Origin of the sequence: Streptomyces sp. S186, from assembly GCF_051603415.1 — a bacterium.
Lineage (GTDB): Bacteria > Actinomycetota > Actinomycetes > Streptomycetales > Streptomycetaceae > Streptomyces.
This window is the reverse complement of the sequence record NZ_CP193932.1, coordinates 3169004-3193079: the sequence shown is the minus strand read 5'-3', so window position 1 is coordinate 3193079 and position 24076 is coordinate 3169004. Positions and strand designations below refer to the sequence as shown.

At 70.2% G+C, this 24076-nt stretch carries 21 protein-coding genes and 2 pseudogenes; 11 read left to right on the top strand and 12 right to left on the bottom strand.

Features of this window, described 5'->3' with window-relative positions:
- Window positions 1-226 precede the first annotated feature (226 nt).
- A complete protein-coding gene (locus tag ACRAS8_RS13285) occupies window positions 227-691 on the top strand; it encodes a hypothetical protein (protein ID WP_438486134.1) in 465 nt (154 codons plus the stop codon).
- A 96-nt stretch (window positions 692-787) separates the two neighbouring features.
- On the opposite strand, the gene ACRAS8_RS13280 is transcribed toward ACRAS8_RS13285, so the two are convergent.
- The 5 genes from ACRAS8_RS13280 to ACRAS8_RS13260 all read right to left on the bottom strand — a co-directional run bounded on the left by ACRAS8_RS13280 (window position 788) and on the right by ACRAS8_RS13260 (window position 5322).
- Window positions 788-1393: a Maf family protein gene (locus ACRAS8_RS13280; RefSeq protein WP_438486133.1), complete on the bottom strand. Its 606-nt coding sequence runs from the start codon at window positions 1391-1393 to the stop codon at window positions 788-790.
- Window positions 1394-1499: 106 nt separating this feature from the next.
- Window positions 1500-2984 carry a peptidoglycan D,D-transpeptidase FtsI family protein gene (locus ACRAS8_RS13275; protein WP_438486132.1) on the bottom strand — a complete coding sequence of 495 codons (1485 nt, stop codon included), beginning with the start codon at window positions 2982-2984 and terminating at the stop codon, window positions 1500-1502.
- Window positions 2985-3246: 262 nt separating this feature from the next.
- Complete coding sequence (gene mmpB, locus ACRAS8_RS13270) at window positions 3247-3375, bottom strand: morphogenic membrane protein MmpB (RefSeq protein ID WP_438486131.1); 129 nt, start codon at window positions 3373-3375, stop codon at window positions 3247-3249.
- Window positions 3376-3484: 109 nt separating this feature from the next.
- Complete coding sequence (locus ACRAS8_RS13265; RefSeq protein WP_438490459.1) at window positions 3485-3700, bottom strand: acyl-CoA carboxylase epsilon subunit; 216 nt, start codon at window positions 3698-3700, stop codon at window positions 3485-3487.
- A 32-nt stretch (window positions 3701-3732) separates the two neighbouring features.
- Entirely contained in the window at window positions 3733-5322 is a 1590-nt protein-coding gene (locus ACRAS8_RS13260) for an acyl-CoA carboxylase subunit beta (RefSeq protein WP_438486130.1), read from the bottom strand.
- Window positions 5323-5454: 132 nt separating this feature from the next.
- On the opposite strand from ACRAS8_RS13260, the gene ACRAS8_RS13255 reads away from it, so the two are divergent.
- From ACRAS8_RS13255 to hutH, 5 genes are all read left to right on the top strand, one after another.
- Window positions 5455-6321, top strand: coding sequence for a biotin--[acetyl-CoA-carboxylase] ligase (locus ACRAS8_RS13255; protein ID WP_438486129.1), 867 nt, complete (start codon window positions 5455-5457; stop codon window positions 6319-6321).
- A gap of 1239 nt (window positions 6322-7560) precedes the next feature.
- On the top strand, window positions 7561-8835 hold the full coding sequence (locus ACRAS8_RS13250; RefSeq protein WP_438490457.1) for an adenylate/guanylate cyclase domain-containing protein: 1275 nt from the start codon (window positions 7561-7563) through the stop codon (window positions 8833-8835).
- A 99-nt stretch (window positions 8836-8934) separates the two neighbouring features.
- A complete protein-coding gene (locus tag ACRAS8_RS13245; RefSeq protein WP_438486128.1) occupies window positions 8935-9747 on the top strand; it encodes an enoyl-CoA hydratase/isomerase family protein in 813 nt (270 codons plus the stop codon).
- A 135-nt stretch (window positions 9748-9882) separates the two neighbouring features.
- Window positions 9883-11058, top strand: a complete 1176-nt coding sequence (locus ACRAS8_RS13240; RefSeq protein WP_438486127.1) for a diguanylate cyclase domain-containing protein — start codon at window positions 9883-9885, stop codon at window positions 11056-11058.
- Window positions 11059-11184: 126 nt separating this feature from the next.
- On the top strand, window positions 11185-12729 hold the full coding sequence (gene hutH / locus ACRAS8_RS13235; RefSeq protein WP_438486126.1) for a histidine ammonia-lyase: 1545 nt from the start codon (window positions 11185-11187) through the stop codon (window positions 12727-12729).
- Window positions 12730-12839: 110 nt separating this feature from the next.
- On the opposite strand, the gene ACRAS8_RS13230 is transcribed toward hutH, so the two are convergent.
- Window positions 12840-13259: a hypothetical protein gene (locus ACRAS8_RS13230; protein WP_438486125.1), complete on the bottom strand. Its 420-nt coding sequence runs from the start codon at window positions 13257-13259 to the stop codon at window positions 12840-12842.
- A 108-nt stretch (window positions 13260-13367) separates the two neighbouring features.
- On the opposite strand from ACRAS8_RS13230, the gene ACRAS8_RS13225 reads away from it, so the two are divergent.
- The 4 genes from ACRAS8_RS13225 to ACRAS8_RS13210 all read left to right on the top strand — a co-directional run bounded on the left by ACRAS8_RS13225 (window position 13368) and on the right by ACRAS8_RS13210 (window position 18244).
- A complete protein-coding gene (locus ACRAS8_RS13225) occupies window positions 13368-13706 on the top strand; it encodes a hypothetical protein (protein WP_037813082.1) in 339 nt (112 codons plus the stop codon).
- Window positions 13707-14240: 534 nt separating this feature from the next.
- Complete coding sequence (locus ACRAS8_RS13220) at window positions 14241-15539, top strand: L,D-transpeptidase (protein ID WP_438486124.1); 1299 nt, start codon at window positions 14241-14243, stop codon at window positions 15537-15539.
- A gap of 171 nt (window positions 15540-15710) precedes the next feature.
- On the top strand, window positions 15711-17111 hold the full coding sequence (locus tag ACRAS8_RS13215; protein ID WP_438486123.1) for a DUF2786 domain-containing protein: 1401 nt from the start codon (window positions 15711-15713) through the stop codon (window positions 17109-17111).
- A gap of 113 nt (window positions 17112-17224) precedes the next feature.
- On the top strand, window positions 17225-18244 hold the full coding sequence (locus tag ACRAS8_RS13210) for an META domain-containing protein (protein ID WP_438486122.1): 1020 nt from the start codon (window positions 17225-17227) through the stop codon (window positions 18242-18244).
- A gap of 74 nt (window positions 18245-18318) precedes the next feature.
- Here the strand turns inward: ACRAS8_RS13210 and mgt are convergent, their stop codons facing one another.
- The 6 genes and pseudogenes from mgt to ltrA all read right to left on the bottom strand — a co-directional run.
- Window positions 18319-19533, bottom strand: a complete 1215-nt coding sequence (gene mgt, locus ACRAS8_RS13205; protein WP_438486121.1) for a macrolide-inactivating glycosyltransferase — start codon at window positions 19531-19533, stop codon at window positions 18319-18321.
- 246 nt (window positions 19534-19779) lie between these two features.
- A complete protein-coding gene (locus ACRAS8_RS13200) occupies window positions 19780-19980 on the bottom strand; it encodes a YegP family protein (RefSeq protein WP_438486120.1) in 201 nt (66 codons plus the stop codon).
- Between the two features lie 165 nt (window positions 19981-20145).
- Complete coding sequence (locus tag ACRAS8_RS13195) at window positions 20146-20415, bottom strand: CGNR zinc finger domain-containing protein (RefSeq protein ID WP_438486119.1); 270 nt, start codon at window positions 20413-20415, stop codon at window positions 20146-20148.
- 27 nt (window positions 20416-20442) lie between these two features.
- A complete protein-coding gene (locus ACRAS8_RS13190) occupies window positions 20443-20634 on the bottom strand; it encodes a hypothetical protein (protein ID WP_438486118.1) in 192 nt (63 codons plus the stop codon).
- Between the two features lie 119 nt (window positions 20635-20753).
- Window positions 20754-20930, bottom strand: coding sequence for an HNH endonuclease (locus ACRAS8_RS13185; protein WP_438486117.1), 177 nt, complete (start codon window positions 20928-20930; stop codon window positions 20754-20756).
- 368 nt (window positions 20931-21298) lie between these two features.
- Window positions 21299-22429 (bottom strand): annotated as a pseudogene (ltrA, locus tag ACRAS8_RS13180) (group II intron reverse transcriptase/maturase); the annotation flags it as partial.
- A gap of 782 nt (window positions 22430-23211) precedes the next feature.
- Here ltrA and ACRAS8_RS13175 point away from each other — a divergent pair.
- Window positions 23212-23977: pseudogene (locus tag ACRAS8_RS13175) on the top strand (IS5 family transposase).
- Window positions 23978-24076: the final 99 nt, after the last annotated feature.

Here is a 24076-nt window from a genome sequence, read left to right as displayed (position 1 = left end):
CTACGAATGGGCGAGTGAAAGTTTTCGGGTGGGCGCGGGGGGCGAGGGCAGGTCGAAGGGGGGTCGGATGCGGTGGTGCAGACCCCTTGCCGCGACCATTACCCGTTAGTAGCGTGCCTGATGCTTCTGTACTCCTGGTAACAGCTCGTACTCCTGGGAATGGCTCGTAACGACGGCGCGCGGCGGCGCAGGGCGGCGCACGGCCGCGCATGACGGCGGAAGTGGGGTGGACGGGGTGGTGACTGCGCGCAGACCGGTGGCCCTGATGGCGGCGGTGCTCCTGGTCCTGGAAGCGGCCGGGATCCTGTTGCTGAACTGGATCATGAGCATCGTGGTCGACCGGCAGCAGATGTCCCTGGCCGGGCTGCGGCCGGGCGCGATGTCCGCCGGCACCTGGGCCGGCGGCGCGGTCCTCGCCCTCTTCCTGCTCTGCTGCGCCGCGGTGCTGGCGTACGGCGCGCTGCGCGACCGGGCCCCCGGCCGCCTGGCGCGGATCGCGCTGATCTGCTGCGCGGTGGTGCAGGGCGTCGCCGCCGCGCTCTGCGCCGGCCTCGTCGGCTGGCCCGCGTTCGCCACCATGGCCGTACCGCTCGCGCTCCTGGTCTTCACCCTGATCGCCTACGGGGACCAAGCCCCGGACCCGGCCGGAAGCCCCGCCGGGGGGCCGACGGGGGACGGTGCGCCGGCCTGAGCCCGGCCGGGGTGGGGCGGGCCCGTCCCGCACGCACCGGGCGAACCCCCGCCGCGGCGGGCTCCGTTCGGCCTCACGTGCCGGCCCGCCCGCCCCTCACGCCCACAGGTCGGTGATCGTCACGTCCAGGTCGGCGAGGAGGCGGCGGAGCAGCGGCAGCGAGAGGCCGATGACATTGCCCGGGTCGCCGTCGATGCCGTCGATGAACGGCGCCGAGCGGCCGTCGAGGGTGAACGCGCCCGCCACGTACAGCGGTTCGCCGCTCGCCACGTAGGCGGCGATCTCGGCGTCGCTGGGCTCGCCGAACCGGACCGTGGTGGAGGCGGTGGCGGAGACCCGCCGGTCCGACGCGGTGTCGATCACGCAGTGGCCGGTGCGCAGGATCCCGGACCGGCCGCGCATCGACTTCCAGCGGGCCGTGGCGTCCTCGGCGTCCGCCGGCTTGCCGAGCGCCCGCCCGTCCAGCTCCAGCACCGAGTCGCAGCCGACGACCAGCGCGCCCGCGGCCTCCGGCCGGGCCGCCACCGCGATGGCCTTCGCCTCGGCCAGCACCCGGGCCAGCTCCTCCGGGGTGGCGGCGGTGAGTGCGTCCTCGTCGACGCCGCTTATCACGACCTCGGGCGCCAGTCCGGCCTGCCGGAGCAGAGCGAGACGGGCCGGGGACTGGGAGGCGAGGACGAGGCGGCGGGAAGCGTCGGTCATGCCCGCCATCGTACGGACGCGGCGGACGCGAGTGGGCCGGGGCCGGCACCGGCCCTCGACCCGCTCACCTCCGCCGCGTCCGCGCTCCTTGTCCCTTTACCTACCGCTACTTGTTGAGCACCGCCTGCATCACCGACTTCGCGATCGGGCCGCCCAGCTTTCCGCCGGCGATGTCCGAACGCGGAATGTCCATGTCCTTCGGGTCGACGAAGACCGCCACTGCCACCGGCGAACTCCCGTCGGGCAGCTTCGCGTAGGAGACGAACCAGGCGTACGGCCGCTCGTCATCGACGTTCACGCCGTGCTGCGCGGTCCCGGTCTTGCCGCCGACCGTCACCCCGTCGATCTTCGCCTTCGACGCGGTGCCGTCCGAGACCGTGTACTCCATCATTTCCTGCACCTTCTTCGCGGTGCTCTCGGAAACCGCCTGCGGGTCCTTCGGGTGCAGCGGCTCCGGGTCGAACTTCTCGATCGTGGAAAGATCCGGGCCGCGCAGTTCCTCGACCATGTACGGCTTCATCACCTTGCCGTTGTTGGCGATACCGGCGGCGACCATCGCCATCTGGAGGGGAGTGCTGGTGAGATCGCCCTGGCCCATACCGGTCAGTGCGGTCTTCGGCTGGTCGAGCTTGGCGGGATAGCCGCTCTTCGCGGCGCGGACCGGGACGAACAGCTCCTCGTTGAAGCCGAACTTCTCCGCGGTCTCCCGCATTCTGTCCGTGCCCAGTTTGTGCGCGGCGTCCAGGAAGACGTTGTTGCAGGACCACTGCATACCCGTCTTCAACGACGCCTTGTCGCAGGGCGCCGTCTTGATGTCGTTGGGGACCTGGGTGCGGGTCTGCGGCAGGGTGTACGGGGCGGGGGCGCCGGAGGAGGCGTTGATGTCGGTGACCGTGCCGTGCTCCAGGGCGGCGGCCGCGGTGAGCACCTTGAAGGTCGAGCCGGGCGGGTAGATCTCGCGCAGCGCCCGGTTGTTCATCGGCTTGGACTTGTCGTTGTCGAGGGCGAGGTACTTCTTGCCCTCCGCGCCCGTCAGCCCGGCGAAGCTCGACGGGTCGTAGGACGGCGTGCTGGCCATCGCGAGGATCTTGCCGCTCCGCGGGTCGAGGGCGACCACCGCGCCGGTCGCGTGCAGATCGGTCAGCCCCTTGTACGCGGCCTTCTGCGCCTTCTCGCTGATGGTGGTCAGGACGTCACCGCCGCGCGGCTTCTCGCCCGTCAGCATGCCCCGCGCCCGGTTGAAGAACAGCCGGTCGTCCTTGCCGCTGAGCACCTTGCGGTAGACGCCCTCCAGCATGGTCTCGCCCGCCGCCTGCCGGGCGTAGCCGGTGATCGGGGCGTACATCGCGCCGTCGGTGTAGGTGCGCTTGTACTTGAAGTCGCCGCTGGTCTCCGCGGACCCGGTGATCGGCTTGCCGTCCACGATGATGTTGCCGAGCGGGTACGAGTACGCCTCGATCTTGACCCGGCGGTTGTTGGTGTCGTTCGCGAGCCGGTCGGCCTGTACGAACTGCACCCAGGTCACCCGGACCAGCAGGGCGAGTAGCAGCACCCCGCAGAAGACGGCTATGTGTCTGAGCGGCCTGTTCATGGTCTCCCCTCCACCGCGGCACCGCGGTCCGGCCGGTCACCGCGCGGCCGCCTGCCCGAATTGCACTGTCGAGAGAGAAAGAGGCGATTTTGGCCGCTGTGGTTGCGGGGAGTGAAGGGGAGTGATGAGGGCCATGGGGAGGGAGGGGCCACAGTCAGGAGGAGGGGCCATGGGGCGGCAGGGGCGCGGCCGCCTTGCCGTACGCGCCGGGAATCGCGGGACGGGAACTGCGGGACGGGAACCGCGGGAACCCCGGGCGGCGTCACCGCATCAGGAGCACCAGTGTCCCCATCATGATCGCCGCAGCCAGCACGAAGCCCATCCGACGGAGCTTGGCCTGCACCTCGCGCAGCTCCTCGGGCGGTTCGTCGGGCGGATCGGACCACAGCATGGCCTCGATCCTCCCGCCCCGCACGGCGACGGCGCCTGAGTACGCGTACTCAGGCGCCGCCTCGCGAAGGACTAGTCAGTGCATCGTGCACCGACCTCATACTGCCTGGTCACCGCGGCCAGAAGCTGGTCCGCCAGGCCCGCGGCCCCGGGTGGGGCATCCGGGACCGGCGGGGAACCGTCGCCGCCGGATCCGCCCACTCGCCGCCGTGCCCGCGCTCCTCGGGGGCGACGCCGGCGGCCACCGCCGCCGCCCGGGCCTGCACCACCGCCAGCGCGGCAGCCAACTCCTCAGGTGTGGGATTGCCCCGTACGACCTTGATCATCGTCAACCGACCTCCTACGGCCTGCGGCGGGACTACAGCGGGATATTGCCGTGCTTCTTCGGCGGCAGCGCCTCCCGCTTGTTGCGCAGCGTGCGCAGTCCACGGACGATGTGCCGCCGGGTCTCGGAGGGCATGATCACCGCGTCGACATAGCCCCGTTCGGCCGCGACGTACGGGTTCAGCAGGGTGTCCTCGTACTCCTGGATCAGCTCCTGGCGGCGCGTCTCCAGCGCGGCCGGGTCCTCGATCGCCGCCAGCGTCCGGCGGTGCAGGATGTTCACCGCGCCCTGCGCGCCCATCACCGCGATCTGCGCGGTCGGCCACGCGAGGTTCAGGTCGGCGCCCAGGTGCTTGGAGCCCATGACGTCGTACGCGCCGCCGAACGCCTTCCGGGTGATCACGGTGATCAGCGGAACCGTCGCCTCCGCGTAGGCGTAGATCAGCTTGGCGCCGCGCCGGATGATCCCGTCGTACTCCTGGTCCGTCCCCGGCAGGAAGCCCGGGACGTCGACGAACGTCAGCACCGGGATATTGAACGCGTCGCAGGTGCGCACGAACCGCGCGGCCTTCTCGCTCGCCTTGATGTCCAGGCAGCCCGCGAACTGCATCGGCTGATTCGCCACCACGCCGACCGGATGGCCCTCGACCCGCCCGAACCCGGTGAGGATGTTCGGCGCGAACAGCACCTGGGTCTCCAGGAATTCACCGTCGTCCAGCACGTGCTCGATCGCGGTGTGCATGTCGTAGGGCTGGTTCGCCGAATCCGGGATCAGGGTGTCCAGCTCGTGGTCGGCGTCGGAAACCGCCAGGTCCGCCTCTTCCGGAAATGCCGGCGGATCCGACAGATTGTTGGACGGCAGGTACGACAGCAGCCCCTTGACGTACTCGATGGCGTCCTTCTCGTCGCCCGCCATATGGTGCGCCACACCCGACGTGGTGTTGTGCGTACGGGCCCCGCCCAGCGCTTCAAAACCGACGTCCTCGCCCGTCACCGTTTTGATGACGTCCGGGCCGGTGATGAACATGTGCGACGTCTGGTCGACCATCACCGTGAAATCCGTTATGGCCGGCGAATACACCGCACCGCCCGCGCACGGCCCCACGATCAGGGAAATCTGCGGCACCACACCCGACGCGTGCACATTCCGCCGGAAAATCTCCGCGAACAGCCCGAGCGCGGCCACACCCTCCTGAATACGCGCCCCGCCGCCGTCATTGATCCCGATGACCGGGCAGCCGTTCTTCAGCGCGAAGTCCATCACCTTGACGATCTTCTCGCCGTAGACCTCGCCCAGCGAGCCGCCGAAGATGGTGAAATCCTGCGAATACACGCACACCGGCCGCCCGTCGACGGTCCCGTATCCCGTGACGACGCCATCTCCGTACGGCCGGTTCTTCTCGATCCCGAAATTCGTCGACCGGTGCCGGGCGAACTCGTCGAGCTCGACGAACGAGCCCTCGTCCAGGAGGAGATCGATGCGCTCACGCGCCGTCAACTTCCCCTTGGCGTGCTGCTTTTCCACCGCGCGGGCGGAGCCGGCATGGGTGGCTTCATCGATCCGCCGCTGCAGATCCGCCAATTTGCCCGCGGTGGTGTGGATGTTTGCTTCCGGTTCGGACATCGGGATGCGGCTCCTGCTCGTCCTGGACTGGCACTCGTAACCGAGGGAGGTACGGGTGTGGCTACCGACTCGTAGCGTATCGGCGGGACTGCTCTCCGGCACTGCGTCGTTGACCACACCTAGGCTGGGGCCATGACGCCTCAACCGCCGGAAAACCGGGACAAAGACGCCGGTCGCTGGAGTGATCTGGGCCGCCCGCCGCTGAACGCCAACGCGCTGCGCCGGGCCCTCGTCCGGCCCGGCTCGCTCTGGTCCTCACTGGACGTTGTCCCCGCCACCGGGTCCACCAACACCGACCTCGCCGAGCGGGCGGCGGCCGGCGGGCTGCGCGAGGGGACGGTCCTCGTCGCCGAGGAGCAGACCGCCGCCCGCGGCCGGCTGGACCGCCGCTGGTCGGCGCCGCCGCGCTCCGGCCTCTTCGTCTCCGTCTACCTCACCCCGGCCGTGCCGGCGGACCGCTGGGGCTGGCTCCCCCTCCTCACCGGGGTGGCCACGGCCGCCGCGCTCGCCCGCACCGCCGGCGTCGACACCTCGCTGAAGTGGCCCAACGACCTGCTGGTCACGGTGGACGGCGCGGAACGGAAGGCCGGCGGCATCCTCGCCGAACGCGCCGCCGACGGCGTCGTCCTCGGCATCGGCCTCAACGTCTCGCTCACCGCCGACGAACTTCCCGTCCCCACCGCCGGCTCGCTCGCCCTCGCGGGCGCCGCCAACACCGACCGGGACCCGCTGCTGCGGGCGGTGCTCCGCTCCCTGGAGGAGTGGTACGGCGAGTGGCAGGCGGCGGACGGGGATCCGGGCGGGTGCCGCCTCCAGGCGGCGTATGCGGCGGGGTGCGCGACGCTGGGGCGGCGGGTGCGGGCGTTGCTGCCGGGCGACCGCTCGATCGAGGGAGAAGCGGTCGCGCTGGACGCGGACGGGCGGCTCGTACTGGCGACGGCGGACGGGGTCCAACAGCCGGTGGGGGCGGGGGACATCGTTCATCTCAGGTCGGCGTAGGTTTTTGCTTCCCACGTGGTGGTGGCGGTGGGTTCCTGTTCCGCCGGACCCTGGCGGCTTCGGGTTGCTCGCCGTGGCGGCGGGGGTGTTTTCGTGGCCGCCCCACGTTGTCGGCTGGCGCCGGTGTGGGGCGCGGTGGTTTGGCTGCGGCTGTGGTGGGGGCTGGCGTGGCCTCGGCTTCTCGCCGTGGGTGGGGCCGGAGGGGCTGCCCCGGGGTACGTCCTCGGTGCGGGCGCATCTGGTACGTAGATGACGAATACCCCGGCGTTCGCTCCAGATCCTGCGGGCGCACCCCGGGACATCCCCTCCGGCCTGCGCCGTCGCCGACTTTCCCGCCACTTCGCACCGGACCGTCACCCCCGCCGCCACGGCCCGACGAAGCCGCACCTGTCAGCGGCGCCTGCGGGCCCGTCGCTTGCGCGCATGCGGCGCCCGGGTGGGGGCGCTTGCGTGCATGCGGCGCCCGGGCGGGGGTCTCCGGTCGGCGTCCGGTCCGTGTCCAGCCCGCTGCGTCCGGTCCGGGGCATCCCACCTCACCGCTCGACCCACCTCATAGGTCACGCCACCTGACCGTACGGGGGCACTTCCGCTGTAGGAACGCCTCCTGGGGCGCGCCCGCGTAGCCGACCGCCGCCCCGCCCGTAGACGAAGCCGGTGGACGAGGCCGTGGGGAGTCTGCGCGGGGAGTCTGGCCGTAACTGACCGCCACAGAGACGGCAGCCGCCCCGGATGGGAAACCGGGGAGCCGCACTCGGCTGCGGCGCCGCAGGGGACTCCCCACGTAGCCGACCGGTACCGAGACGGTGGGAACGCCGCCGACGGCGCCGGGTCGGAGGGGATGTCCCGGAGCCCGCCCGCAGGATCTGGAGCGAACGCCGGGGTATTCGTCATCTGACTGAGCAGATGCGCCCGCACCGAGGACGGGTTCCGGGGCAGCCCCTCCGACCCCCACCCACCGGAGCGTGGGCGAAGAACCCCAGCCGACACGGCGCGCGCAGCCGACGACGTGGGGCGGCCACAAACCACCTCCCGCCGCCACGGCGAGCAACCACCCACCCACCGGGTCCGGCGGAACAACAAACCCACCGCCACCACCACGAGGGCCACAAGCCAAGCGCAGCGACACGTGAGGCAGAGCACACCTGCCGTATCGTTGAGGCGATCCGTCGCAGGGAGCGGATCATGGGCGAGCAGCGAGATCGGAAGGGCCGTGCGCAGGGAACGGACAGGGAGCGGCCGGTGACCGCCGACGAGTCGGGAGCCACCCCGCGCGGCGCGGACGCCGAGGGCGAGGCGGTGGGGGAGGCCCCTGCGGGCGAGCCCGCGGGCGACCCCGCGAGGAGCGACGGCGCCGCCGAGGGGGTCACCGGCGGCAGCGATGAGAGCGGCGACGGCAACGGCGGCGGTGACGCCAACGACGGCGAGGGCGACGACGCTTCGGAGAAGGACAACGCTTCGGAGAACGCCGAGAACAACATCGCCGTCAAGCTCGAACAACTCATCCTCGGGGCCGAGCGCCGCTACACCCCGTTCCAGGCGGCCCGCAGCGCCGGCGTCTCCATGGACCTCGCGGCCCGCTTCTGGCGAGCCATGGGCTTCGCGGACATCGGCCAGGTCAAGGCCCTCACCGAGGCCGATGTGCTGGCCCTGCGCCGGCTCGCCGGCCTCGTCGAGGCCGGGCTGCTGAGCGAGGCGATGGCGGTGCAGGTCGCCCGTTCCACCGGCCAGACCACGGCGCGGCTCGCCGACTGGCAGATCGACTCGTTCCTGGAGGGGCTGACCGAGCCCCAGGATTCCGGCCTGACCCGTACGGAGATCACGTACCCGCTGGTCGAGCTGCTGCTCCCGGAGTTGGAGGAGTTCCTGGTCTATGTGTGGCGGCGGCAGCTGGCCGCGGCCACCGGCCGGGTCGTCCAGGCCCAGGACGACGCGGAGATGGTGAACCGTCGGCTGGCCGTCGGCTTCGCCGACCTGGTCGGGTTCACGCGGCTGACGCGGCGGCTGGAGGAGGAGGAACTGGGCGAGCTGGTCGAGGCGTTCGAGACCACCGCCGCCGACCTGGTCGCCGCGCATGGCGGCCGGCTCATCAAGACCCTCGGCGACGAGGTGCTGTTCGCGGCGGACGACGCGGGCATCGCCGCGGAGATCGGGCTGCGGCTGATCGAGACGATGGGCCACGACGAGACGATGCCCGAGCTGCGGGTGGGCATCGCGTTCGGCACGGTCACGACCCGTATGGGCGATGTCTTCGGGACGACCGTCAATCTGGCCAGCCGGCTGACCTCGATAGCGCCGAAGGACACCGTGCTGGTGGACGAGGCGTTCGCGGAGGAGCTGGGGCGGACCGGTGACGCACCGGTGTCCGAGGCGGATGCCGCGGCCGCGGAGAAGGCCGCCCAGGAGGGCACCGGCAGCCCGCCGCCCCCGTACCGCTTCGCGCTGCAGCCGATGTGGCAGCGGCCGGTACGCGGTCTGGGCGTCGTCGAGCCGTGGATGCTGTCCCGGCGCGGGTGAGCGCGTCCGGCCGGGCCGCCCCTGCCGTAAACCGCCGCGAGCTGACATGATCCTCAGCGGTCACGTAAGCGATCGTTAACCCGGAATCGGGAGGGCGGTATGAGCGACACGAACGGTATGCGGCGGTTCGGCGCGGAGGAGTGGGTCGGCGTGCGGCGCCACGACTTCGTGGCGGAGCTGGTCCTGGACCGGCCGAAGGCGATGAACGCGGTGTCGACGGCGATGGCCGACGCGCTGGCGGAGGCGTGCGCCGCGCTGGCCGACGACCGGTCCGTGCGGGCGGTGGTCCTCACCTCCACCCATGAGCGGGCGTTCTGCGTGGGCGCCGATCTGAAGGAGCGGAACTCCCTCACGGACGCGGAACTGATGCGGCAGCGGCCGCGCGCGCGGGCCGCGTACGCCGGTGTGCTGGAGCTGCCGGTGCCGACCATCGCCGCGGTGCACGGCTTCGCGCTCGGCGGCGGCTACGAGTTGGCGCTGGCCTGCGATCTGATCGTCGCGGACGGCACCGCGGTGGTGGGGCTGCCGGAGGTGTCGGTGGGGGTCATCCCCGGCGGCGGCGGGACGCAGTTGCTGCCGCGCCGGGTGGGTGCGGCGCGCGCCGCCGAGCTGGTGTTCACCGCGCGCCGGGTGGTGGCGGCGGAGGCCGGCGAGCTGGGGCTGGTGGACCGGGTGGTGGCCGACGGGCAGGACCGGGCGGAGGCGCTGGCGCTGGCCGCGGCCATCGCCCGTAACTCGCCGGTCGGGCTGCGCGCCGCCAAGCGTGCCCTGCGGCTCGGTCAGGGGCTGGACCTGCGGGCCGGGCTGGATCTGGAGGACGGGGCCTGGCGGAGCGTGGCGTTCTCGGGGGACCGGGCCGAGGGTGTCGCGGCCTTCAACGAGAAGCGGGATCCCGACTGGCCGGGGGAGTGACCTTCGGTCCGTTCCCCCGGGTGGCGGTTGACCGGCCCGCCCCTTCCGAGGGCCGCTGACCAGCGGAAGGGGCGAATCGGGTCAAACATTCCTACGCTGTCCTACAGGGTGTGCTCACGGTGACGGAGTGCGCTCATGGTGACGGAATGTGAGGATCCGGTGACGGGCGAGGCTGACGCGCGGTTGCGGGCCGTGGTGGAACTGGCGCAGGCGATGGCCGCCGCGCCGGCGCTGCACGACTCCGCCCGGGCCGCGGCGCAGGGCGCGCGGCTGGCGCTGGGCGGCTCCTTCGCCGCGATCTCCAAGTGGGAGCGCGAGCGGGGGCGGCTGCGGGTGCTGGCGAACGTCGGCGAACTCGCCCCGGGGGAGCGGGAGTTCCCGGAGGACGAGGCGTACCCGGTGCACGAGTTCCCGGAGATCGTCGGGTTCCTGCACGAGCAGTGGGCCGGCGGCCGGGAGCCGGGCGCCTGGGTAGAGGTCGCCGAGGGCAAGGCGAGTGGCGGCGCGGGCGGCTTCTACAACCACCAGCGGGTGGCCGCGCTGCGGCGGCGCGGCCGGGGCTGCTGCGTGGTGGCCCCGATCGTGCTGCACGGCCGGGCGTGGGGCGAGCTGTATGTGGCGCGGCGGCCCGGGGAGCCGGTGTTCGGGCGGGCGGACGCCGAGTTCGCGACGGTGCTGGCCGCCGTCACGGCCGCCGGCATCGCCCAGACCGAGCGGCTGGCGGAGGCCCGCCGGCTGGCGTTCACCGACGCGCTGACCGGTCTGGCCAACCGCCGGGCCGTCGACATGCGGCTGGACGAGGCGCTGGAGCAGCACCGGGCGGACGGGGCGGTGGTCAGCCTGGTGGTGTGCGATCTGAACGGGCTGAAGGAGGTCAACGACTCGCAGGGGCATGCGGTCGGCGACCGGCTGCTGGAGCGCTTCGGGTCGGTGCTGTCGCTGTGCGGCGCGATGCTGCCGGGGACGCTCGTGGCGCGGCTGGGCGGGGACGAGTTCTGCCTGCTGGCGGTCGGGCCGGCCTCCGACGAGGTGGTGAAGGTGGCCGGCGAGCTGTGCGGGCGGGCCGCGGAGCTGGACCTGGGCGACGGGGTCGCGGTGGGCGTCGCCTCCACCGGCGACCCGATCGGCCCGGTGCACAGCGCCCGCCGGCTCTTCCGGCTCGCGGACGCCGCCCAGTACCGGGCCAAGGCAGCCCGGTCCGGCGGGCCGGTGGTGGCCGGGCGGCGCGGCGGTGCGGACGATCCGGTGGTGCGGCTGGCGGACGCGCCGGAGCCGGCGCCCGGCCCGGAGCGGCGCAGGTTCCGGAGGTGAGCGGAGGCGAGTGGACGTGAGCGGGGTGCGGCGTGGTGCGGCCCGCCGGCGCGGGCGATGATCGTAAGGGGCGGTCCCGAAATCCGGTGGTGACATCCGGCGATTCAGTCTCTAGGGTGCCTGAATATGGATATGCACACTGTGGTGCTGGGGACGTCCGGCACCACCGCACAGGACGTCATCGCGGTGGCCCGCGGCGCGGCCCGCGTCGAGCTGTCCGACGAGGCCCGCACCGCCGTCGCCGCCTCGCGCGCCTTCATCGACGAACTCGCCGCCAAACCCGACCCGGTCTACGGCGTCTCCACCGGCTTCGGCGCCCTCGCGGTCCGGCACATCAGCCCCGAGCTGCGCGCCCAGCTCCAGCGCAACATCGTGCGCTCGCACGCGGCCGGCATGGGCCCGCGGGTCGAGCGCGAGGTGGTCCGCGCCCTGATGTTCCTGCGGCTGAAGACCCTCGCCTCCGGGCGCACCGGCGTCCGCCCGCTGGTCGTCGAGACCATGGCCGCCCTCCTGAACGCCGGCATCACCCCGGTTGTCCACGAGTACGGCTCGCTCGGCTGCTCCGGCGACCTCGCGCCGCTCTCGCACTGCGCGCTGACGCTGATGGGCGAGGGCGAGGCGGAGGGCCCCGACGGCGTCGTCCGCCCGTCCGGCGAGCTGCTGGCCGCGCACGGCATCACGCCCGTCGAACTCCGCGAGAAGGAGGGGCTGGCGCTCCTCAACGGCACCGACGGCATGCTCGGCATGCTGGTGATGGCCTGCGCCGACCTGGCCCGGCTGTTCACCTCCGCGGACATTACCGCCGCGCTCTCCCTGGAGGCGCTGCTCGGCACCGACAAGGTCCTCGCACCCGAGCTGCACGCCATCCGGCCGCATCCGGGCCAGGCCGCCTCGGCCGCCAACATGCTGGCGTTCCTGGACGGTTCCGGCCTCACCGGCCACCACCAGGACGACGCCCCGCGCGTCCAGGACGCCTACTCCATCCGCTGCGCCCCCCAGGTCGCCGGTGCCGGCCGGGACACCCTCGCGCACGCCCGTCTGGTCGCCGAGCGGGAGCTGGCCGCCGCCGTCGACAACCCCGTCGTCCTGCCCGACGGCCGGGTGGAGTCCAACGGCAACTTCCACGGCGCGCCGGTGGCCTACGCGCTGGACTTCCTGGCCATCGCTGCGGCCGACCTCGGCTCGATCGCCGAGCGCCGCACCGACCGCCTGCTGGACAAGAACCGCTCACACGGGCTGCCCGCCTTCCTCGCCGGCGACCCGGGCGTCGACTCGGGCCTGATGATCGCCCAGTACACCCAGGCGGCGCTGGTCAGCGAGCTCAAGCGGCTGGCCGCACCGGCCTCGGTGGACTCCATCCCGTCCTCCGCCATGCAGGAGGACCACGTCTCGATGGGCTGGTCGGCCGCGCGCAAGCTGCGCACCGCGGTGGACAACCTCACCCGGATCCTCGCCGTGGAGCTCTACGCCGCGACCCGCGCCGTCGAACTGCGCGAGGGCCTGTCGCCCGCCCCGGCCACCCGCGCGGTGCTCGACGCGCTGCGCGCCGCGGGCGTCCAGGGCCCGGGCGAGGACCGCTTCCTCGCGCCGGATCTGGAGGCCGCGTACGCGTTCGTCCGGGACGGGAAGCTGGTGGCGGCGGCGGAGTCGGTCACGGGGGAGCTGGCCTGACGGAGCGTCAAATGGCTGGCCGGGTGGCTGTCTGCCGGCTGGTTGGGGCCGGGCGGGGCGAGTGCCGGCCCGGGGCGGGCTCAGGTTCCGGATCCGGTCCCGGCCCGGCCTCAGGCGCTCTCGTCGCGGGTGCGGTGCACGGAGTAGCCGACCAGCGCCGCGCCGAGCCCCAGGCAGGCCACGCCGCCGACCACATAGGGCGTGGTGTCCGGGCTGCCGGTGTCGGCGAGGTAGTGCGCCGGGCCGTCGTCCTCGGCCGGTTCGCCGCCGGGCCGGGTCGTGGTGGAACCGCCGCCGGATTCCCGCGCGGCGGAATTCCTTTTCTCGGCGGAGCCGCCGATGCGCCCCTGGGAACGGCCCGCGCCGGCCACATTCGCCCGGTCCCGATCGGTCGCGGCGGATTCCGTCCGGACGCCGGAATGCGGCGCTCCGCCCTCTCCCACGATCGCGTTGGCGGACGGTACGAACCACAGGGCGAACAGCACCGATCCCGCGGCAGCGGCGGTCAGTAGTGGTCGTCGTGCGGTCACGAAAGCGATCCCCCTTGTGGGTTCGGCGAATTGGCCGTTGACCGCAGATGTTAGTGACCGCCGCGGGTCGCGCGGTAGTCGGGACCCGGACGTGCATACCCTCCGTTCATGAGCAATGGCGAGACATCACGCTTTGTACGGCTTCACGTCGAACTGGTCATGGAGGTCACCGACGCCGCCGAGCTGACCGGCGCCGCCCTCGCCCGTATCGACGGCGACCCCGCCCTCCCCGACGACGAACGCCGGCAGTCACGGGAAACGGTCAGAGACGACCCGGCAGAGGCCCTGGCCCATCTCATCGATCCCTTCGACCTGGTCACCGGCGTGCCGGGCACCGAACTCGCCCACGCCTCCTGGAGCAGCGAGGAGATGACCGACTACGACCCCGACACCGCGTGGGACGCGGCGGAGTGGGACCTGGCGGACGACGCGGACGGGGACGGCTGACCGTCACCGCTCCCCGCCGCAAACCGACCCAGGCCCCCGGGCGGCTCCCCGCCGTCCGGGGGCCGCAGACTGTCCGCAGCTGTCCGCGCCTGCCCTCCTGGCCGGCCGCCGCCGTCCGGCTCCGGTGACGCCGGCGCCCTGCGCTACTACGTCATTCGGTAACCGCACCTCCCGCGATATCCGCATATCCGCACGTCACACGGCATTCCCCCGGCGATTCCCCGGGCACGCGCACCGTCTCATCCGTCACGCGCACCGTCTTCGCGTCGCCTCCGCACCGTCTTCGCGCCGCCTTCGCGCCGTCATGCGGCAGTCCGCAGCACTATGCGTGCGCTACGTCATAAACCACCGATGGGCGTTTTGCCCGTGATTACGTGTCCTTCCCCACATTTCTGCCAGGAATGGGGTGCGCGAAACGGATAAGGAGTTACCAATGGGAGTCGGCCGGAATGCCTGCGTCCAGATTTGCCTGGGTTCAGTTGGCTGTTCGCTCGGGGAATTTCCGCGAAATCGGTAGCAATGGAGAAGCGTGTGATGACGGACCGCAAGCGCCGCAAGGGCCTCATAGCCAGTGCCGCGCTGCTCGGGGGCGTGCTGACGGTCGCCGCGTGCGGCGCCAGCAGTGCCTCCGGCCACGGCGAAGGCGCCCAGCCCGGAGGCTCCGACGGCAGCCGGCACGAGAACACCCAGCAGGTGGACGAGGCGGCCGCCCGGGACGCCTCACAGGCGAAGATCACCATCACCCCGCCGGACGGCTCGACGGACACCGGCCTCAACGACGCCAAGGTGACCGCCGGTGGCGGCAAGCTCACCGACGTCACCATGACGAAGGTCGTCTCGCACCAGGACGCGAAGAACCAGCCGAAGACCGAGACCGTCAAGGGCACGCTCTCCGCCGACGGCTCCTCCTGGAAGCCCGACCAGGCGCTGTCCCGCGCGACCACCTACAAGGTCACCGCACACGCCGTGGACGCCCAGGGCCGGGTGGCGGTGGAGAACTCGACCTTCACCACCGTCTCCCCGAGCAACAGCTTCACCGGGAGCTTCACGCCCGAGGACGGTTCGACCGTCGGCGTCGGCATGCCGGTGTCGATCAACTTCGACAAGCCGGTCAAGAACCGCCAGGCCGTCCAGTCGGCGATCACGGTCGCCTCCAGCAGCAACCAGCAGGTCGTCGGCCACTGGTTCGGCAACAAGCGGCTGGACTTCCGTCCCAAGGACTACTGGAAGCCGAACTCCCAGGTCACGATGAAGCTCGCCCTCGGCGGCGTCGAGGCGTCACCGGGCGTGAAGGGCATCCAGAACAAGACCGTCCGCTTCACCGTCGGCCACTCCCAGGTCAGCACCGTCGACACCAAGACGCACCTGATGACGGTGGTCCGCGACGGCAGGACGATCAAGACCATCCCGATCTCCTCGGGCAGCGCCGACCACCCGACCTACAACGGCGCGATGGTCATCTCCGAGATGTTCAAGCAGACCCGGATGAACGGCTCCACCGTCGGCTTCACCAAGGACGACGGCAAGGGCGAGTACGACATCCCGGACGTCCCGCACGCCATGCGGCTGTCGAACTCCGGCACCTTCATCCACGGCAACTACTGGGGCAAGGGCATCTTCGGCAAGGTCAACACCAGCCACGGCTGCATCGGCCTGAAGGACGTCAAGGGCGGCAACGACCCGTCCACAGACGGCGCGTGGTTCTTCTCCCACTCGCAGCTCGGCGACGTCGTCAAGGTGATCAACTCCCCGGACAAGACCATCCAGCCGGACAACGGCCTCAACGGATGGAACATGTCCTGGTCCCAGTGGGTCGCGGGCAGCGCGGTCTGATTCCCCCGGGCCGGAGGGCCGGCCCCCACCGGCACACGGTCACGACGGGCGGCACACCGCAGCGATGCGGTGCGCCGCCCGTCCCTTTCACGTTCGCAGTCTTCGCCGTCCCCTTCGTGCTCGTGTTCTTCGTCTTCTTCGTGTTCTTCCTGTTGTTCGTACAGTGGCCGGGTGAGCGAGCATGCGAGGTACGACAGCCGGAAGCCCAGTAGCGGTAAGGGCCGCGGGAAGAGCCACGGACGCGACGGCGCAACGGGCGCCGGAGCCCGGCCCGACGCTCGCCGGGCCGCCGAGGCCACCGAACTGCTCGGCACGATCCTCGGCACCGTCCGCTACGCGGCGGACGGCCCGGCCGCGGAGGACGCCATCGAGGCCGGCGCCTCGATGCTGGCCGCCGCGGCGCCCGGTCCGGAGGCGATGAGCGCGGCCGTGGTCGGCGCCGCCGTGGAGGCCGTCCGGCGGTGCTGGACGGGCGGCTGGCAACCCGCCGACCTGGAGCGCATCATCCGGCGGGACGCGCCGGACGCCGCACCGGCGGCCCTGGTCGTCGACGCCCTGGCCGCCGAGCAGGCCCGCCGGCCGCGTGCGTCGGACCCGTCCCGGGACCCCCGCTGGCGCGCCCAGCTGGACCGCCTCGACGCCCGAGTCTGGTGGGACTCCGACGCCGCCTACCTGGACGCCCTGGCCGCCCGCCGCCGCACCTCCCGCTTCGAGACCGCGTACGACGTCCTGACCCTGCTGCGGCTGCTCGCCCGACTGCCCCGGATCACGCCCCTGCCGCCGCCTCCGTCCCCGTCCTCGGCGCCCGGCGCGGCACGCGGAACAGGCCCCGACGGCACCCCCACGGCATCCCGGATACTCGGCCGGATTCGCGGCCTGCTCGCCAAGGCGGAGGCGACCACCTTCGCCGAGGAGGCCGAGGCGCTGTCCGCCAAGGCCCAGGAACTGATGGCCCGTCACAGCATCGACGAGGCCCTCCTCGCGCACGTCCACGCCCAGGGCCCCGAGGGCAACCGCCCCGCCGACGGCCCCTCGGCGATCCGTATCGGCATAGAGGGCCCCTACGAACAGGGCAAGGCCCTGCTCCTGGACGCCGTCGCGGCCGCCAACCGCTGCCAGGCCGTCTGGGCCGCCGACGTCGCCTTCTCCACCGTCGTCGGCTTCCCGCCCGACCTGGAGGCCACCGAACTCCTCTACACCTCGCTGCTCCTCCAGGCCACCACCGCGATGAACCGTGCCGGCGACGAGCACCACGCCCGCGGCCGCTCCCGCCGCACCCGCGACTTCCGCCAGACCTTCCTCGTGGCCTACGCGGACCGCATCCGCACCCGCCTCACCGCGGCCACCGCCGCCGCCACGGCCGCGGCCTCCGCCGAACCCACCGCCCCCGACCGGCTCCTGCCGGTCCTCGCCGCCCGCGAACTCGCCGTCGAGGAGACCACCGGCACCCTCTTCCCCGACACCGCCCCGGTCCGCCTCCGCGGCATCCGCGACCCCGCCGGCTGGCACCAGGGCACCACCGCCGCCGACCACGCCCACCTCGGCCGCCCCCAACACCCGGACGGCAACTGACCGGCAAAACCCGTGAGTTGGCCCCGCCGAAACCCATCCCGGCACCCCCTGCACCCCCGGTGCGAACCAACAGGCGACGGAACTGAAGTTCCACAAAGGACGTGTGGGTAGGCATGCGGATCTCTCCAAGGCGTGTTGCAGGGGTTGTTGCCGGCATGGCGATGGTGTGCGGCGGGGTCTCGGCCTGCGGGGCGGCCTCGGGTGACACGGGCGGGCGCGCCACGGCCGCCGCCTCCCCCACGAAGAAGGGACCGGGAGGTCTCGGAAACAGGCTTTTCGACGGGATCTGGACCTTCGACGACCTCACGCTCACGGTCGACGGGAAAGAGGTGCACGGGCCCGAATACGCCAGCCCCTGGGTGGAGTTCCGTGACGACGGAACAATCGCGGGGGATTACGGCTGCACGCCGTTTCGCATGAAAGCCGACCTGACGGCGACCACGCTGACCTTGGGAGAAGACCTTCCGCCACTGCCCCCTCCTTCGGCGACGCCCGCCCCGCCCGACGAGGCGGCCTCATGCCCGACACCGAAAAAGCAGCAGGAGGACAAGCAGGAGGGCAAGCAGAAGGACAGTGCGCGTTACATACCCCCGGAGCCCACTGAATTCGAGGCGAAGGTCAGGGAGTTCTTCCACCGGGGCCCGCTGACGCTCGCCGAGAAGAAGCTGCCGCAGGAAGTCGGCGGGCCGCCCCCGGGTACGCTGCCGCAACTGCGGAACGCGCACGGGGACGTGGCCACCCTCGCCCTCGTCAGGTCCCCGGGCATCTTCGACACCTCGTTCCACCTGGACGAGTGGGTGGTCTACGACAGTGCCGACAAGGTGAAGTCCGCCAAGGACACTTCCTTCACGTTCCATCGGGACGGCACCGTCACCGGCATTCTCGGCTGCAACGACTTCAGAGCGAAAGCCTTCTTCACCGGCTCCCACGTCTTCTTCCAGGGCACCCGACTCACCACCCACCGCACCTGCGCAGCACAGAACATGCAGGACGAGTCGTCCATCCTCAAGACGTTGCAGCGTTCGCTGAACTACAGCTATTCCGGCGACAGTGACGACATCCACATGAGGGAGAAGACCGGCAGCGAATACCGATCGACAGGTCTCGTCTTCAGACACACCACAGATCAATAGCCACTGCCGGTCCCCTCGCTCAGCACCCAGCACCCAGCACCCAGACCCAGCACCCGGCACCCAGTACTCAGTACTCAGCGCTGGGCGGGCAGCTCGGCCTCGATGAGGTCGGCCGCTCGCCGGGTGCCACCCTCGGTGGCCATCTCCCGCTGGATGGCGGCGAGTCGGCATCCCACCTCCGGGTCGGCGACGAGCGCGAGCACCGCCGCACGGAGCGTGGCAGCGTCCGCCTGGTCCATCGGCAGGTGGCGGGCCACGCCGAGCTCCTGGAGCATGTCCGCGTTGCCGAACTGGTCGACGGCCTGCGGGACGGCCACCATGGGCGTGGCGGTGGCCAGGCCCTCCTGGCTGCCTCCTGCGCCGGCGTGCGTGATGAAGGCGTCGGCCTGCTTCAGGATCGCCAACTGCGGTACCCATTGGTGCACTTCGACGTTCCCGGGGATCTCCCCGAGCTCGTCGGCGGTGACGTGCTTGCCCACCTGGAGCACGACGTGCCAGTCCGGCAGGCCGCCGAACGCCTTGACGCACTCGCGGTAGAAACCGGGCTGCTTGGTGAAGGACGAGCCGAGTGAGACGAGCAGCACCCGCTCGGCGCCCGCGGGCCGCTCCCATTCGCCCTGCGCCGTGCGGTCGCCCTGGCAGGCGCCGACAAAGGAGTGGACGCGTTCGTCGACCCGGTCGGCGTGCGGCTGCAGCGCCTTGGGGATGAGCACGATCGACCGCCCGGGGCGACCGACGAACGGGTCGGGGTGCTGCGTGATCCCGTTCTCCGCAAGCCAGTTGGTGAACTTCTCGTAGTACGCCCGGCCGCGCTCGGTCGCCCTGGCTTCCGCCCACATCGGCTCGGCGACCTCCTCCTCGTACCCCTCCCACGCGACGAGGTTCGGCGAGAGGGAGATCGCGGGCACGCCCCAGCGGTGCGCGAGGACGCGCGCCGGATACGAGGTGATGTCATGCAGCACCAGGTCCGGCTCGTCCCCCTGATACGCCTCGATGAGCTGTGGCAGTGCCTGGATCGCGTCGTCCAGGAACGGCTCGACGTTGTCGAGGAGAGTGGTTCCCCACGCCGACGGGTCGCTGTCGGGTGACGGCAGCGTCGTACCGTACGGGACCGGCTCGGCACCCGTCTCGGCGACCACCTCCTTCAAGCGGGGAGGAATCGCGTACGTCACGCGGTGCCCTCGGGCGACGAGCTCCCGGATCACTTCGAGGCTCGGGTTCACATGCCCGTAGGCGGCAATGGAGAACATGGCGATATGGGCACGCCCACCGTGCGTTCGGTTCGTCATGCCCTCACGCTATGCGAGACGAACCGTCTCGTCCAGCTATTTTTCGGCGAGCAGCGCCTCCAGCGTCTCCGCCGCCGCGGAGACGAGAGGCTCAGCCATCGGCTTGCGCTATCCCCACGGGGCAGGACACCCCCGTCCCGCCCAGGCCGCAGAACCCCGCCGGGTTCTCAAGGAGCGGGGCGGTACCCCCACCGCCCGCGGCCGCTCCCGCCGCACCCGCGACTTCCGCACGGCGCCGTCCGGCGGTCAGCGCTTCTTGGCCTCGACTTGGGAGACTTCCCTGACCTCCGCGGTCGGCGCGTTGCGCTTCACGGATTCGATGCCGTTCTGGCAGGCGGCCTTGGAGTTGTACGCCTCGCCCACGGCGATGATCTCGCCGTTGCCCGCCTTGAGGCGGTAGCGGTACTTGCCCGCCTTGTCCGTGTACATCTCGAACTTGCCAGGCATGCTGCCTCCTGTGTCTCGAAGATTCTTGCGCTTCCAGGAACGCACCCCCAAGGCGCGGGGGCAGCCTCTGATACGCCGTGCGGGTGCCCGACGATCGAACCCGGCCGTCGGCCTCCGCGCCACCCGTCAAGATCCACCGACGGGCTCTGGCCCCCAGTGCGGCCTCTACTGCCGTCGGGCCCGATGCCGCCGCACCGCATCGCGGTTGGCGCAGGCGTGGGAGCAGTAGCGCTGCTGCCCACCCAGGGTGAAGTCGATGTACACGCGCCCGCATTCGGGCCGATTCCGTCGTCGCGGCCAGGTAGGCCCAGGTGGCGTTGAAGCCCGGTGGGCAGTGGTGCCCGACGGAGCACCGCAGGGCCGCGTGCCGTCGGGCGAGGGACAGTTGCTCGTCGCGCCCCCGGCGTGCGTAGGTTCCCGAGCCAGGTAATCCATGGGCACGAGGGATTTTCGTGGGGATGGCTACAGCGCGTCGAAGGGGGGCACGATACGGACAACGATGATCAGCGGGTCCCGCGGTGCCACCAGGAAGGAGAACCAGCCGCCCGCGGCGTCCATGCGGCGCAGACCGCCCGGTCGGGGGCCGTTGCCGAGGTCGCTGACATCGACGCCCGTGCCGGCAAGCTCGACGAGCTGACCGACCAGACGTTCCACTTCCGCACCACGTGAACGGGGATACCGCTCGCCACGTGATCCTGGTGTCGGGTAGGAGCGCCCCCTCTCGGGGACGCTCCCCCCTCAGAACCGGACGTGCGAATCTCTCCGCATCCGGCTCAAGCAGACCCCGCGGGCCTCACAGTGCGGATTTTCCTAGGTCCGTGTGAGTGGTCTCCGGCGTGATGCTGCCGGTGGCACTCGGCATGGATGAGAATGAGGTTTCCCTTTCCGTCTGTTCCGCCTTCGCTTCGGTAGACCAGGTGGTGCCTGTTGATCGTCCTAGCGTTGGCCACGAACCAGTCTGCCCACTCACGTACGCTTTCGGTTCGTATCCCGCTCCGGCGATCAGGTCCAGCCCGCACAGGGGGCACAGTCCTTTCTGCTTGGCGGCCAGTCCGACATTGGGTGTGTCGGCTTGGGGGTGCTTCCGCTTCCGGGCCCGTGCTGCCCAATATTCGTTAAGGCTCGGATCGTCCTTGGACGCCCGCCCCTTCACGAGGGAGTGCCTGACGATATTGGTCCATGCGAACTTGTATAGGTACCTCCCCGTTGCCTTGCTTCCGAAGACCCACCAGTCCTTTCGGGATGGGTTGAAAGATCCCCAGTATCGATCAACTATCCATGTTGCCGATTTCTTGGAGTGCCTTCGCTTGGCCCACCTCAACATGCGTTTGAACATGTAGTGATCCAGGGCGGCGAACGTCTCGGTCGAGACCACTCCCCTGTAGTAGGTGGACCAACCCTTGATTACCGGGTTGAGCTGCAACAGTGCGACGTCCGTGGTGGCTGGCACCAGTTCAATCACGGTGTTGCGGAGCTTCCCTGTAATCTTCTTTACAGCAGCCCGGCTTGGCTTGATGATCGCCTTGCCGCTGTACCTCCTGACGTTGAACCCGAGGAAGTCGAAACCTTCTTCGAGGTTGACCACGCGCGTCTTGTCCTCATTGAAGGTCAGACCCCAGGGGTGAAGCCAGGCGGACGGCTTCGCTTTGATGGCCAGAGCTTCCGATTCCGTGTAACAGAGCACCACGAAATCATCTGCGTACCTGATCATCCTCGGTGAGCTCTGGCGTTCCCCGCTAGGGGCGTCGTCTTTGCTCCCGACTGCCGTACTCATTCCATGCAGGGCTATGTTCAGGAGAAGCGGACTGATCACACCGCCTTGTGGAGTTCCCTCTTCAGTCGGCGCGAATCTCCCATTCTCCATAACGCCGGCCCTGAGCCATCGTCTGACTGTCCGCTGTGCGGGGAAGCCGTCGATGGCCTCCAGCAGCCTGTCGTGGTTGATCTTGTCGAAGGCACTCGCCAGATCCGCGTCCAACACCCATCTGCGACGGGGGTTCAGCCCCGAGACGACCCGGAAGATCGCCTCGATCGCATCCTGGCAGCTCCTACCGGGCCGAAAGCCGTAGCTCCGCCCCTCGAAGCGTGCTTCCCATTCAGGTTCCAGCGCATTCTTTACCCTGGCCTGTTGCACACGGTTCCTGATTACCGGGATACCGAGTGGACGAGACTTTCCATTGGCTTTTGGGATGTACACACGTCGTACCGGCTTGACGTGGGACGCGGATTCTTGGGCGAGAGTCCTCGCCAGCCTTCCTCGTTCCGACGGCCTAAGCGCGATTTCCCGGTCGATTCCGGGCGTGCGTTTTCCCGCACTCTTCTGGGTTACGTGTCTGACGCTCGTGAGCGTGTTGGCGCGTGACCGCAGCATGAGCTTCTGGAGTTTCCGAACCTTCTTGTTGTCACCTTCCTGTGTGGCCTTGAAGATTCTCTGACGCAGTCTCCGCACGGCGTTCTCCTCTTTGGCCCAGTTGATGCTGTGCCATAAGTGAGCGTCGTCCGAGGCTTCATTCGACGGAGCGGCGATCGGGATCGGCCGTTCGGTCGGGCTGGTCACCTACACCTCCGTCATCCAACTCCACCCCGGTTATGGGGAATCGCCATTGCTTCTTCAAAGGTCCACCTGATCCGCGTGGTCTCCCTTTCGGGTCCAGGCATGCGACCTGGTATCTGCCGAGTTATAAGCGGCGGTTGGGGCCGTGGCCCGCTCTTTCCTCCGGGCTTTCGCCCTAGCAGCGTTCGCTTCTCGGATCATCCTGTTCCCGCACGAGGATTCGTCCATCGTTACCTCCGGCTTACCAACAACTTTGCTGGACCCGTACGGGTTTCCCTGTTCCGCACTCCCCAGTTGCGACCCGGGAGGATGCCCTCTATGCCCCGGGACCGATGGTGACCACGTCCGCGTAAACCCGAATACGCGAGCCATCTGGCGCATTCCAACGCCCGATCCTTCCGCCGCCGTGTGCAAGCCATTGGCGCGGCGTGAGTATGACGAGGCTTGTACGAGGGTTCATTTCTTCATCCTTCGGGCCTTCCTCTTCGCCTGTGGCCCGCCATGGCCGGCGGGCTTCTTGGGCGTTCCTGTCAGTCGGCTTAGCACCCGGCCGTTACCAGCCGAGCACCCGACTTAGAGGCCGCACGGATAGACGCGGTTGGGGACACCGGCAACAGAACAAGCACAGGTGCCGGTGATCATGGAGTTGCGACGCTCTGTGATCACTGGGGAGACCTGTGCCCGCGCTTCCATCGTGGCTGACCGAGCCGCTCTGGGACCAATTCGCGGTCCTGCTGCCCGAGCGGCCGAAGTATCACCCGGACCATCCACTTGGCTGCCATCGCCGACACGACCTGCTCGGCCACCACGATTCGCAGCCGCCGCGATGAGTGGATACAACTGGGCCTCTTCGCCCGGCTCAAGCAGATCGCGCTGGACTCCTACGACCGGATCGTCGGCCTCGTCCTCGACCAGATCGCCGTGGACGGCTCCATCACCAAGGCTCCCGGAGGCGGCGAGGTGGCCGGGCGTTCCCCGGTCGACCGCGGCAAACAGGGCTTGAAACGCTCGGGTATGACGGACGGATACGGCATTCCACTGGGGCGTGTCCTGGCCGGCGCCAACCGACACGACTCCCCACTGCTCGCCCTGACCCTGGACCGCCTGGACGACCTCGGCCCGTTGCCCGACGACGTCACCGTGCACCTGGACGCTGGCTACGACTCGGACAAGACCCGCACGCTGCTCAACGAACGCGGCCTCCACGGCCGCATCGCGCACAAAGGCGAGAAGGCGCCCATCCAGGCGAGTAAGCGTTGGCACGTCGAACACACCCATGCCTGGCAGAACGCCTTCCACAGGCTCGCACGCTGCTACGAGCGGCGTGCCACCGTCATCGACGCCTTCTTCGACCTCGCCGACGCGATCATCACCGTGCGAAGCCTGATCCGCCGGGCATGGACGACCCACCGCTGGAACGAACGACCGATGCGCCGCCCCTGAGCACACGCCTACCTGCGTGACCTCTCAGCGGTGTCCGACGGGTTGTGTGAGCGGGTTGTGTCCCTGTCGTTCCACCTGCCCCAACGGCACGGAGTGAGC